Raw genomic sequence first — 12,833 nt, 5'->3', positions numbered from 1 at the left:
CACAAGTGAGCCGCCCATGACCCCGCCCCCAGGCCGTCGCGAACAACGCAAGGCCGAGACCCGGCAAGCGATTTCGGACGTCGCCACCGAGCTGATCATCCGGCGCGGCTTCGAAGCCGTATCGATGTCCGAGATCGCCGAGGCCGCAGGTGTCTCACGCAAAACGGTCTTCAACTACTTCGCGAGCAAGGAAGACCTGGTGTTTGACCGCGACGAGGAGGCCCGGGATCTACTGCGGGAGGGCATGCTGGCGCGCCGCAGCATGCCCCCGCTTGTGGCCTTCCAGTCGCTGGTGCAGGAACTTCTGGAGAGCGGCCACCCCCTGCTGCGGATCAACACAGGCGCGGCGGCCTTCTGGCTGACCGTAGCCGAAAGCCCCGTACTTGCAGGCCGCGCACGGGAGCTGCAGGCCCTGCTCATCGCAGACCTTGCATGCTTGATGGCAGATGCCACCGGGGCCGACCCCGCCGACGCACCGGCACAACTGGGTGCATCGATGCTGATCGCAGCGCTGGTGGTGGCCTATGCCGATGCACTGCGTGCCTTCAACAAAGGCAACGATTCCACGCCGGCATTCGCTGCAACCTGGCAGCGCGGCAGCATCGGCGTGCGCGCTGCGCTCAGCGGGACCGCCTACACAGCACGCGACCAGTAACCAGCCCGCAACGATCATTGAATCCACCGCATCGGCGGTCACGACCAGCATCGATTGCCCCGATCATTCCCGCTTGCCGGCATCTACGGTGAAGCCACTGTTGCGTCAGGCTCCACCTCGCGCAGCACCCTGTCTTCCCGCAGAGGCCAAGCCATGAAAGAGACACCTGAGCAAGCCGACTGGCGCCGCCAGACCAGCGGCGACCTGACCAAGAAGATCAACAGCGCGCAGACGTACCCGGACATCCGCAACGCCGTCATCAGAGCGCTGGCCGACATCGATGGGAAACTGCATGCCCTGTCTGACGGCGTGCGCACCAAGTACCTGCTCCGCCAGGACATGTCGTTGGTGCATTTCTACATCAAGGGCGGCAATGCCTTCGCCGCACGAATGGACATGTTGCAGAACCACAACGAACACCTTTTCACATCGGGTGACTCGGACTGGGATACGCAGATTGTGATCGATCCCTGGCTGCCAGGCGCGGTGCAAAACGAACTGCATGCCTTGATCGAAGATCTGGTGGTTGAAGAACTCACCATTGCCGGCCAGAACGTCGCAGTCCTGATCGATCAGCTCGCAGCACAGAATGCGGCGTATCTGCTGCAGCCCCTTCCCAGGCCGCCGCAGCCCGCCGCATCGCCGCTGGAACCGACGCCTCAGCCATTGCCCCTCCCTCCAGGCCAGCCCGCGAACGTCACCTGGCGTGCCACCTGCGATCCCACCCAGGCACTGCGCCGTGTCTACAGCCGCGACACCACCGGGCTCACCCTTGACACCCGGCGTGACCTCACATCGCCGGGACGTGCAGCTCCGCCGGGCATCATCCTCAACGATGCCATCCGGCCCTTCATCCTTTACCGGATGGGTTACACCTGGCATGCCGAGCTGATCACCGCGCCGCCGAATCCACCTCAGACGGCACCCGCTACGCCCCGACCGATCCTGATGGAACTGATCGACGTCAGCCTGCCGCGCCGGAACTCGATCGAGGCGGTCACTGTCTGGTCGGAAATCGACCGCGGAAAACTGGTGATCGGCACCGATGGTGGGGCCCAGGATCCGGTCCGTCTGCCACTACCGGACATGGACTACCACCTGCGCGAGAACCTGGTGATGCTGTGTGAGATCGCCGTCGACCCCAACCGCCCCAGCGCGCGCAAGCGACACAAGCGGGTGGCGCGCGTAAACGAGATCTACACCCTCTACGCGGGCCAGGACCGTCTGGCACAGTTCAAGAAGGTAGTCGACAGCATGGCCGGTGAAGAGGCTTCCGCCAACGCCAATGCGTCTGCCGACCAGCAGATCAATGGACTGACAGCGGTAGTGCAGCGACGCATGCAGGACGCCAACGCCAGCTATGTGCAGAACAATCCAGCACCGGCGGTACTTCAGCGGATTGCCCAGGGACGCCAACGCGCACTGACCATCTTCGAGCTGCTCAAACAGTCCTTCACCGCCCCCGTCGACCCCTCTGCCATGTTCAGTGACGATCTGGTCCTGGTGCAGAGCCTGAAACAGAGCCCCTATCTGGACGTGCCACAGGTTCCGTTTACCGGTGTCGATGTTGCGTTCATGGTGCGCGTCGACCAGAAGACACAGATGGCATTCGATAAATGGGATTTCGCCCGGAAGCTGCAGGCGGTATTGCCCAAGGGAACCAAGGTCAGCGTGCGCAGCCACGCCTACAACACCCGGCGCGGTGGCAGCCTCAGTTATGAGGTCACTCTGGTAGTGCTGACCACCAACGCGGAACTGAAGGAGAACAAGCGCGCGCTGGCCTTCATCACGCTCACCTCCGCCACTGAGATGGAGGCGCCTGGGCGACCGAGTCCGAACGACCCGACCGTGCGCTATGCCTCGCTCCAGGACATCGATGGGCAACGCAAGGCCGCTGCGGCCCTGCTGCACGATTTCGTGCTGCAACAGCAACTTGGAAAGCAGCACGACGCCATCAGCGAGTTGCTGACACCGACGTGAGATGCACGCTCCCGGCGCTGCCCACCCTGACCGGGCGGGCAGCGCATGATCGGCGAAGCGGCACTATGACAATGCAAATGATAGTCTTTCTCATTTGAAATCCACACTGTCGCCCCCATGGCCCTCCCATCGCTCTGTAGGTACCCCCTTTGCGCCGCTCTGGCCATTGCCCTGACACCCCTCCCCGCCCATGCGGCGGATGGCCCGCCGAAGGAGCTGGATTCCGTCGAAGTGCGCGGCCGCGCACAGACGCTGTACCGGGTGGACGACGCTGCGGTCGGCACCCGCACCGATACACCCCTCGAGTTGGTCCCACAGTCGATCCAGGTGATCCCGCGCGAGCTGATCGACGATCAGGCCGCGCGTCAGGTGACCGACCTCTATCGCAGCATCAGCGGCATCAGCTATTTCAGCTATGCCGGCGTGACCCTGCGCGGCTTCCGCCAGGAGAACGTGCTGTATGACGGCCTGCGCGGCGACCCGTACGCGGGCTTCTCGGTACCACAGCTGTTCAACATCGAACGCGTGGAGGTGCTGAAGGGACCGGCCGGCGCACTCTACGGTGGTGGCGACGCCGGCGGCGTCATCAACTATGTCACGCGCAAGCCCAGGGCGGTCGCTGAGCGCCGCATCGAAGTGCAGATGGGCAACCGGGATTTCCGCGCCGGCTCGATCGAAGGCACGGCTCCATTGAATGCCGCTGGCAGCGTGCGCTACCGCGCCGGCCTGTACGCCGACACCGAGCAAGGTGTGCGCTGGAATGCCGACAGCGAGAGCGTGATCGGTGATGCCTCATTGGCCTTCGATGTTGGCCAGACCGGCGAGCTGGTGCTGCAGTTCACCGACATCACCCAGAACCTGGGCGGCAACCGCTTGCGCGGCGTGCCGGTGAATGATGCGGGCACCTTCCTGACCGACCGCCGCTGGAACCACAACGAGACCAGTGACTTTCTCGACATGCGCGCCAAGGTGGCGCTGGCGCAGTACCGCTTCGCACCGCGCGACAACCTGGACGTCGATTTCGCCGCACGCTGGTTCAGCAACAACGAGCACCAGATGTATCACGAGCCGATGGGGCTGATCGACCGTGACCGCGATGGCGTGGCCGAGTGGATGACCCGCCAGCTGCGCAACCAGATCCGCGACAACGAGGCATTCACTGCCAATGGCAACGCGGTCTGGCGGGTGAATACCGGCGCCGTCGAGCACAAGGTGCTGTTCGGCGCGGACGTGTATCAGCTGGATGCGGATTTCACTGCACAGACCGCCAACAGCGCCGACCTTGCACGTGGCGCCGCGCCGGTGCGAGGCATCGACCTGTTCAATCCCGTGTACGGGGCCAGCACCTGGCACGACTACAACCTGGCTGCCCTGCCGTGGCGTAGCACGTCCACCCGCAGCAAGCGCTACGGCGCTTACCTGCAGGACGAACTGGCGCTGACCGCTCGCTGGCACCTGCTGGCCGGGCTGCGCTGGGATGGCTTCAAGGACGACGACCGCATTGCCGGCAGCAGCGTGGATGGCAACGACCTCAGCTGGCGGCTGGGCAGCACGTTCACCGTCCGCGAAGGCCTGAATGTCTACGCCAACGTGGCCAGCGGCTTCGTACCGCAGAGCGCGGCCAACCAGAATCCCGCCGCCGGTGGCCCGTTCGATGCCGAGCGCAGCAAGCAGTGGGAGGTGGGCATGAAATCACTGCTGGCCGACCGCGTGACCTTGAACTTGGCGGCCTACCGGATTGACCGCAGCAACATCGTGCAGGCCACGGGTGAAGTGATTGGCGGCGTGAACCAGCTGGCCGCACTGGGCCTGGTGCGCAGCACCGGCATGGAGCTGGATCTGCTGGCCGACGTCACCGATCACTGGGTATTGAACCTGACCTACGCCTACAACGACGCGCGGGTGAAGGACGCAGGTCCAAGCGGCATCACCAATGCCTCCGGCAACCGCTTCGCCAATGCGCCGCGCAACAAATTAGGTCTGTGGACTCGCTACGACCTGCCGGCGCTCAATTCGGCCATCGGCTTTGGTGCTGACCATGTGGGTGAGCGCGTCAGTCTGGACGGGCAGACGGTGAAGGCTTACACCGTGTTCGACATGAGCTGGAAGACCAGCTGGAAGCAATGGCAGTTCCAGGCCAACGTCAAGAACCTGTTCGACAAGGTATATGCAGCCAGCGGCTTCATCGAGCGCAACGGGCATTTCCCAGGTGAGCCGCGACGGGTGTATCTGCAGGCGGCTTACAGTTTCTGAGAAGGGGAACCTCCGCAGCCCTGTTGCCTCGCCTTTGGCACGCCTCTTTTGGTGCGGAGCAGCAAGGCCGCGATCCGCTGTGATTCGGGTATTCTTGCGCGCAGTCAGCCACGCTCGCAGCCGACCATCGGCGGTAATTGCGGTGCAGCAGGAGCGTTGCGGGCCAGCACACGATTCACCATGGATGTTCCAACGCAATCACAGGGGAAAATGGATGAAGAAGTTCCTGTTCGCAGCGATCATCGCTGCGTCGCTGGTGGGTTGCACCACCAATCCGCCGCTCAATTTCTCGGTCCCGAACGTCGGGGTCAGCAGCAAGAAGATCGACGGCGAGCTGAAGTCACTGACGGTCACGCTGGCACGTCCGGATGAGGCCAAGGGCAAGATTCCCGCCCAGGCCCAGCACGAAGTCCCGCAGATGTGGCAGAACGCGCTGACCGAAGCGCTGAACAAGATGGCCGTCTTCCGCGACGACGCGCCGGTGAAGCTGAGCCTGTCGGTGAAGATCCTGGCGATCGACATTCCGAGCTTCGGCGCCTCGATGACCACCAAGACGGTCGCCCGCTACGAGCTGATCGACCGCGCAACCGGTGGCATCGTCTATACGCAGGATGTCAGCGCATCGGGGGAAGTGCCGTTCAACTATGCCTTCGCTGGTGTGGTCCGGGCGCGTGAATCGATCAGCCGCTCGGCACAGAACAACATCGCCCAGTTCCTGCAGGCCCTGGAAACCGTGGACGTGTCCAAGCCGATGTTCCCGAACAAGCAGGAAGCACCGTGAAGCGTCTGCTGCTGGCCGCATCGGTTACCGCGATGCTGACGGCCTGCGCGCCCAACGTACGTACCGACAGCTATTCCATCGGCTCGGTTGGACAGGTCAATCGGACTGTCAGCGGTACCGTCATCAGCGTTCGCGCCGTCAGTATTGACGGTTCGCAGGGAGGTGGAGCCGTTGCTGGAGCTGCCGCCGGCGGTGTGGCTGGCTCCACCATCGGTGGCAGCGATCAGGCTGCGGCCATCGGTGCCATCGGCGGCCTGGTGGTGGGCGCGATTGCCGGTGCGGCTTCCGAACGCGCGCTTTCGCAGGCCAAGGGCCTGGAATACGTGGTGCAGACCGAGAACGGCAATCTGATGACCGTCGTGCAAGGCCCCGATCCGGTGTTCAGTGCCGGCATGCGGGTCCTGGTTCTGTATGGATCGCCCTCGCGCATCATTGCCGATCCGCGTCAAGCGAAGACAACGCCGTAAACCCCAACGATGCCCCTTCCGAGGGGCATCGTTGCATTGGACACCAGGGAGGTGGTAACCCACCTCCCCTGCCGGCATCAGTGCGAGCAGGACACCAGCATCGAGCGGGTGGCCATCTGGGTGGAGGTGAAGCCGTTCCTGTTGCCCACGGCGATGGCGTTCCCTTCATCGCCATCCTTGCTGAAGACAACATAGCCACCCGGGCACATCTGCCCGGCCTTTTCGTAGCAGCCACTCCAGGAACTGGAGCCGCTGCAGTCGATGGAAACGCCACGCCGGCCGTCGGGGGTAACGGTCATCTTGGCGGTGGTGCAGCCGCCCAGAACGGCAACGAACAAAAGCGGGATGAACAACTTCATGGGTACTCCAGGGGTTGGGAATCAGCAAATGGGCGCCAAGGCTGGAGTGCCCGGATTGCGCGAACCTTGCGTCCGGCGGCCCGCGCCGCAACGGCGTTTCGACGTCATCGGCAGGCCCTGAAGGCACGCCATGTTCACGCAATGTTCCTGTAATACGGTGCCGGCGCGTGCCGAAGCCCCCTCCTGCGCCCTCCTTCCCGCCCGATTCCCGCCGATGCACATCCTGCTGATCGAAGACGAAGCCGAACTGGCTGCCACCTTGAAGTCTGCCTTGCAGCGCGAGCGCTATGTGGTGGACCTGGCCAATACCCTGGCACTGGCTCGCGAAGCCGCACTTTCCGGGCCACACGACCTGGTGCTGCTGGACCGCACTCTGCCCGATGGTGACGGGCTGGGCCTGATTCCGGTGCTTCGTGGGCGCAACCCCGGAGTGCCGATCATCGTACTGAGCGCGCTGGGACAGTTGCCGGACCGCATCACCGGCCTGGATGAGGGAGCCGACGATTACCTGGCCAAGCCGTTCGCGCTGGAGGAGCTGTTCGCGCGGATCCGTGCGGCCGCGCGCCGGCCAAGTGGCATGCAGGTCGAGCCGGTGAGCATCGGCCGGCTCCTGTTCGATCCCGCCTCGGGCGAGGCCAGCGTTGGCGGACAGCGACTGGAGCTTCCGCGGCGCGAGATCCGCGTGCTGGCGGCCCTCACCCGTCGACTGGGCCGCACGGTGCTGCGCGAGTCCATTGAAATGGCAGTGTACGGCTTCGACGACGGCATCCATTCAAACACGCTGGACTCGCATGTCTCACGCTTGCGGCGCAAGCTGGCCGACGCTGATGCGGGGGTGGAAATCCATGCCATCCGCGGCGTCGGCTATCTGATGCGGGAAACGAAGTAATGGCGCGTCGTCCCTCACTCAAGCGCCCGCTGATCGTCAAGACACTGATCTACCAGCTGCTTGCGCTACTGGTGGCGTTCTTCGCCCTGCTGATGGTGCTGGTGCGTGTTGACAGTGGCGGCTACTACACCATCCAGACCTTCGCCCCGGTGGCGGCAGAGGCCGTTCACCGCGACAGCAAGGGCGAACTGTATGTGGAACACACGCCGGAGCTGGCCGAGCTGCTGAAGATCGTCCCCGGCGCGTGGTTCATCGCCGAGGATGAGCAGGGCCACCATGTGACATTCGGCCATGTCCCGCCAGCGTACGCGTCGCTGGTTGGCGCCCTGGACGGAATTCCCTATGGCGACCTGCGCGGACGCGGCCGCAACGACGGCCTGGCCGTGGTGATACGCCAGCACAGCGGCCCGGCCGGCAAGCTGACCATCATGGCCCATGGCGAAACCGATTCGCTGACCTGGCAGATGGCGCTGGCTGCACACATCATCACCCTGCCGATCTTCCTGCTGCTGGGCCTGGCCACTATCATCCTGACCCCGATCATCGTGCGCCGCGCGCTGGCCGGTGTGGAACGCATCGCGCAGGAAGCCCGCAACATCTCTGCCAGCCGCCGCGGTATCCGCCTGACGGAGACCGCAGTACCGGTCGAGATCGCCCCCCTGGTTGCAGCGGTGAACGAAGCGCTTGACCGTCTGGACGAAGGGCACGAACGGCAACGTCGCTTCATCGCCGCTGCCGCCCATGAGCTACGTACACCCATCGCCATCCTGCGGGTGAAGATCGATGCGGCCGACGACTCCACCTCGCGTAGCCTGACCGTGGAGGTCGCTCGGCTGGCAACACTGGCCGAGCAGCTGCTGGACCTGCACCGCATGGAAGCAGATGGGCCGAAGGACTCCCTCAGCCTGGCCCGCGTGGCCAAGCGGGTCGTCGCTGATCTGGCCCCACTGTTGATCCAGTCCGACAAGACAGTCGCCGTGGCCGTGGAACCGAACTTCCCGGTGCTGGGCGAGTCCGGTGCCATCGAACGGGTGCTCTCCAACCTGGTGCTGAATGCCGCCGAGCACGGTGGACGCCACATCATCGTGCGCGTGCAGGGCAGCTGCCTTGAGGTGGAAGACGATGGCCCCGGCATTCCAGTCGACCAGCGCGAACGCGTGTTCGAACCCTTCCAGCGCCTGCGCCCCCGGCAGACTGGCGCCGGATTGGGCTTGAACCTGGTGCGGCAGGTGATCGACCGCCACGGTGGCCACGTCACGATTCTGGATGCACCCAGTGGCGGCGCCCTGATCCGCGTCGAGTTCCCCCTGCATCCAGGCGTCACCAGCGCATCGACGCCGGCGCACTGAGCGCTTCCCCCAAGTGTATGACTACCGGCTGTCCACGCGCATCCGCCGCGGTTGATGCGCAAGGTTGCGGCAATGTTCTCTGCCCAGCATCCAGGTGAGTTGCACCGCTGAAGGTGCTGCGTCCGGATCTGACAGGAAGCCTGCATGTGACACAGGGAGCTTCTCCACCGCCCTCCTCCACACCAACGACGCCTCCTCGGAATGCGCCCAGCCTGACCGCCGCAGCGTGGAACTGCCGCGCGCATGCAGGCCGCGCGCGTGGGCTTGAACACTGGCCGCACTGGCTGCGGATGATTCCCGAACGCGAGCGGGCAGGCGTGCTGATCCGTCTGTTCGCCGCCCTGTTCCTGCTGCTCCCAGGCCTTGCGCTGGTGGCCTCAGCCTATCGGCACGCGCACCCAACGACCACCGCCGTGGTGGTGTTCGTCGTCGTGCATGCCGCACTGCACATGCTGGCAGTGTGGCGGGGAGCTGCATCGCGCCCCGTTCCTCAGTTCCTGCAGACCCTGCATGCATATGCGGCCGCCGTGATGTTTGCTGCAACATTGCTGATCATCGCGATCAGCGCAGCTGCCGCGAAGCTGCCCGCTACTGCATGTGCCGTGCTGGTCGTCGGCGCGCTATGCCAGCTTTCGAGCCTGCACACAGCGGTACAACGCCTGCACCATGCGCTGCTGGCGCTCGGCAGCGTGCTCCAGTTCATTGCGATGGCACTGCTCACGCTCGGCGTTGCCTCCTGAAACGGGCGCACCACCGCAAGGTTCACGCAATCCAGCGCATCGAGACTCGACGGCCATCCACGCCTGCCCTGCCGGCGTGCAATCCCATCTGTCGCGAGGACACACGATGCACTGTCTTTTCTGGATGCTGTACCGATGAGCGCCGCACCGCACAACCGCCGCCGCGTGCTGATCATTGCTGCTGCAGTCCTCTGCACCCTGTTGGTGCTCTTCGCGTGGCTCTGGCCCGCGCCACCACCGCAACTGCAGGTGGCACCGGTCACCCGCGGCAACATCGAACAGGTCGTGGAATCCACCGGAACACTGAAGCCCTCGCGACTGGTGAGCGTGGGCGCGCAGGTCTCCGGCCGCATCGAGACCTTGCATGTAAAGCTGGGCGACAAGGTGAAAGCTGGCGATCCGATTGCCGATATCGATTCACGCACCCAGCGCAACGCGTTGTTGAGTGCGCAGGCGGCACAGCGCACCGCGCGTGCCAACCGCGACGCGCTGGCCACCGACCTGCGCCAGTACCAGCTGACCCTTCAACGCCAGCAGGCTCTGGTGTCAAGGCAACTGGTCGCGCGCGCAGACTACGATGCGGCCAAGGCCAAGGTCGATGCTACCCGTGAACAGATCGCCGCACTCGATGGCGAAGTGGTGCAGCGCCAGACCGATGTGGATGTGGCACAGACCAACCTGGGCTACACCCGCATCACTGCGCCCACCGATGGCACCGTGCTGGCCGTGGTCGCGCGACAGGGCCAGACAGTCAATGCGGTACAGAGCGCACCGACCATCGTGATGCTCGGCAACCAGGACGTGATGACCGTCTACGCCGAAATCTCCGAGGCCGACGTGGTCCACACCGCACTGGGACAGGAGGCGTTCTTCACCATCCTGGGCGACAGCGACCGACGCTACAGCAGCACGCTGCGCGACATCGCACCGGCCCCCGACTCGATCACCAACGAAGACACCTCCGGCTTCGCGCCCGCCAGCACTTCGGTGGGCGCCAGCCGCACGGCCATGTACTTCAACGGTCAGTTCGACGTGGACAACGCTGATGGCCGTCTGCGCAGCTACATGACGGCACAGGTGCGCATCGTTCTGGGGCGTGCCAAGGGCGTGCTGACCATTCCCTCGGCCGCACTGGGTGCGCGTGCCGCCGATGGCAGCTACAGCGTGCAGGTACGCGGCGCGGATGGCCAGCCTGCGCCGCGGCGCATCACCACCGGGCTGGACGACCAGATCAACGTGGAAGTGCGCAGTGGCCTGCAGCAAGGTGAGCAGGTAGTACTGGTCCAGTCCGGCGATGCTGCCGGCGCAGCCGCTGCACAGCCATGATGGATGCAGAGAAGGACGCACCGCTGCTGCGCGTGCGCGGCATCCGCCGCGAATTCGCGGCCGGCGAACAGACCCTGGTCGTGCTCGATGGCATCGATCTGGATATCCGCGCCGGTGAGCTGGTGGCCATCGTCGGCCAGTCCGGTTCGGGCAAATCCACCCTGATGAACATTCTGGGCTGCCTGGACCGACCCTCGTCCGGCGCCTATCAGATCGCCGGTCGCGAGACCGCGCAGATGGCACCGGACGAACTGGCCGAGCTGCGCCGCGAGCACTTTGGTTTCATATTCCAGCGCTACCACCTGCTGACCGACCTGACCGCGCTGGGTAACGTGGAGGTACCGGCCATCTACGCCGGCCAACCCAGCGCCGACCGCCATGCCCGCGCCCAGGCCCTGCTTCAGCGACTGGGCCTGGGCGAACGCATGCTGCATCTGCCCGGCGAGCTTTCCGGCGGGCAGCAGCAGCGCGTGTCGATCGCGCGCGCGCTGATGAACGGCGGCGCAGTGATTTTCGCCGATGAGCCCACCGGCGCATTGGACACCCAGTCCGGCAAGGAGGTGATGAAGATCTTGGGCGAACTGCACGCCGAAGGCCATACGGTGGTGCTGGTCACCCATGACATGGCCGTGGCCGGGCATGCGCAGCGCATCATCGAGATCCGCGATGGGCGTATCGTCGACGATCGCCCCACCGCTGCCGCGACAGGCACCGCCAGCAGCATCGCGGCCAGCCTGCAGGCAGGCAGCGAAGGCACCGGCTGGCAGGCCCTGCGCGACCGCTTCAGCGAAGCCTTCCGCATGGCCCTGCGCGCGATGAACGCACACCGCATGCGCACCTTCCTGACCATGCTCGGGATCATCATCGGCATTGCCTCGGTGGTGTCGGTGGTCGCCCTGGGCACGGGCGCACGTCAGGCGATCCTGTCCAATATCGCTTCGCTGGGCACCACCACCATCGAGGTCTATCCGGGCTCCGGCTTCGGCGATGTGCACGCCGCACAGGTCGAGACCTTGACGCCCGGCGACAGCACGGCGCTGGCCGGGCAACCATTCGTGGACAGCGCCACGCCCGGCGTCGCCAGCAGCGGCACCGCACAGCGTGGCAATCGCTCGGCCAACGTGCAGATGCAGGGTGTGAGTGAGCAGTACTTCCGCGTGCACGGCCTGAAGCTGGGACAAGGGCGCTTCTTTGACCAGCCCGCCGTCGCCGGCTACCAGCAGGTGGCGGTGATCGACGCCAATACGCGCGAACGGTTCTTCACCGCACAGGAAGACCCGATCGGCCAGACCTTGCTGCTCGGCAATGTTCCGGTGCGGGTGATGGGCGTGGTGAAGAAAGAGGCCGGCGCCGTGGGCGATGCCTCGTTGCTGCAGGTCTGGGTGCCCTACACCACCGCCATGGCGCGCATGTTGGGGCAGAGCCATGTGTCCAGCATCACCGTGCGCGTGTCCGATACCGTGGGCATGCAGGCCGCGGAAGCCTCCATCCGCCGGCTGCTGGAGCGCCGCCACGGGCGGCAGGACTTCTACATGAGCAACAACGCACAGATCCGCACTTCGATCGAGCAGACCACCCGTATCCTCACGCTGATGATCAGCTCCATTGCCGCCATCGCACTGGTGGTGGGCGGTATCGGGGTAATGAACATCATGCTGGTCTCAGTGACCGAGCGCACCCGCGAGATCGGCGTGCGCATGGCGGTGGGCGCGCGCGGCAGCGACATCCTGCAGCAGTTCCTGATCGAATCGGTGCTGGTCTGCCTGCTCGGTGGCGTGCTGGGTATCGGCGTGGCACTCGCGCTGGGGGGAGTGCTGGCGCTGGCCGACATCGGCTTCTCGCTCGTGTTCTCGACAACCTCGATTCTGGCCGCGTTTGCCTGCAGCAGCCTGATCGGCATTGGTTTCGGCTTCCTGCCGGCACGCCGTGCGGCACAGCTGGACCCGGTGGAGGCGCTGGTGCGCTGAACGAAATGCGTCCAGCGGAGACGGCTACAGGTTCGCGCAATGTCCGCGCGCTGTACTGGCACCACCG

11 protein-coding genes are annotated in these 12,833 nt (G+C 65.0%); 10 read left to right on the top strand and 1 reads right to left on the bottom strand.

The features are described from left to right. The first annotated feature begins 16 nt into the window (after nt 1-16). The 5 genes from V9K93_RS13380 to V9K93_RS13360 all read left to right on the top strand — a co-directional run bounded on the left by V9K93_RS13380 (nt 17) and on the right by V9K93_RS13360 (nt 6,136). Nucleotides 17-655: a TetR/AcrR family transcriptional regulator gene (locus V9K93_RS13380; RefSeq protein WP_136638293.1), complete on the top strand. Its 639-nt coding sequence runs from the start codon at nt 17-19 to the stop codon at nt 653-655. A gap of 54 nt (nt 656-709) precedes the next feature. Further along, the gene (locus V9K93_RS13375) at nt 710-2,635 is read left to right on the top strand and encodes a hypothetical protein (RefSeq protein ID WP_337302698.1); all 1,926 of its coding nucleotides are present in this window, start codon (nt 710-712) and stop codon (nt 2,633-2,635) included. Between the two features lie 117 nt (nt 2,636-2,752). Then, entirely contained in the window at nt 2,753-4,888 is a 2,136-nt protein-coding gene (locus tag V9K93_RS13370; protein ID WP_337302697.1) for a TonB-dependent siderophore receptor, read from the top strand. Nucleotides 4,889-5,102: 214 nt separating this feature from the next. Continuing rightward, a complete protein-coding gene (locus V9K93_RS13365) occupies nt 5,103-5,669 on the top strand; it encodes a putative periplasmic lipoprotein (RefSeq protein ID WP_046986705.1) in 567 nt (188 codons plus the stop codon). Then, a complete protein-coding gene (locus tag V9K93_RS13360; RefSeq protein WP_046986706.1) occupies nt 5,666-6,136 on the top strand; it encodes an outer membrane lipoprotein in 471 nt (156 codons plus the stop codon). Before V9K93_RS13365 ends, V9K93_RS13360 begins: the two co-directional genes overlap by 4 nt. Before the next feature lie 77 nt (nt 6,137-6,213). Here V9K93_RS13360 and V9K93_RS13355 read toward each other — a convergent pair whose 3' ends face one another. Beyond that, nucleotides 6,214-6,495 (bottom strand): hypothetical protein, encoded by a 282-nt coding sequence (locus V9K93_RS13355; RefSeq protein ID WP_046986707.1) that lies wholly within the window; start codon nt 6,493-6,495, stop codon nt 6,214-6,216. Between the two features lie 214 nt (nt 6,496-6,709). Here V9K93_RS13355 and V9K93_RS13350 point away from each other — a divergent pair, with 214 nt between their 5' ends. From V9K93_RS13350 to V9K93_RS13330, 5 genes are all read left to right on the top strand, one after another. After that, nucleotides 6,710-7,384, top strand: a complete 675-nt coding sequence (locus tag V9K93_RS13350) for a response regulator transcription factor (protein ID WP_136638213.1) — start codon at nt 6,710-6,712, stop codon at nt 7,382-7,384. Continuing rightward, the gene (locus V9K93_RS13345; RefSeq protein WP_337302696.1) at nt 7,384-8,733 is read left to right on the top strand and encodes a sensor histidine kinase; all 1,350 of its coding nucleotides are present in this window, start codon (nt 7,384-7,386) and stop codon (nt 8,731-8,733) included. The genes V9K93_RS13350 and V9K93_RS13345 overlap by 1 nt, the downstream gene beginning before the upstream one ends. 290 nt (nt 8,734-9,023) lie before the next feature. Continuing rightward, a complete protein-coding gene (locus V9K93_RS13340; RefSeq protein WP_337302695.1) occupies nt 9,024-9,473 on the top strand; it encodes a hypothetical protein in 450 nt (149 codons plus the stop codon). Nucleotides 9,474-9,608: 135 nt separating this feature from the next. After that, on the top strand, nt 9,609-10,799 hold the full coding sequence (locus V9K93_RS13335) for an efflux RND transporter periplasmic adaptor subunit (RefSeq protein ID WP_337302694.1): 1,191 nt from the start codon (nt 9,609-9,611) through the stop codon (nt 10,797-10,799). Further along, nucleotides 10,796-12,766, top strand: a complete 1,971-nt coding sequence (locus tag V9K93_RS13330) for a MacB family efflux pump subunit (RefSeq protein WP_337302693.1) — start codon at nt 10,796-10,798, stop codon at nt 12,764-12,766. Before V9K93_RS13335 ends, V9K93_RS13330 begins: the two co-directional genes overlap by 4 nt. The last annotated feature ends 67 nt before the right edge of the window (nt 12,767-12,833 follow it).

Source organism: Stenotrophomonas sp. CCNWLW162 (assembly GCF_037203745.1).
GTDB classification, from domain to species: Bacteria; Pseudomonadota; Gammaproteobacteria; order Xanthomonadales; family Xanthomonadaceae; genus Stenotrophomonas; species Stenotrophomonas maltophilia_AQ.
Note: the sequence above shows the minus strand (reverse complement) of the source record. Positions and strands in the feature narration are given on the sequence as shown.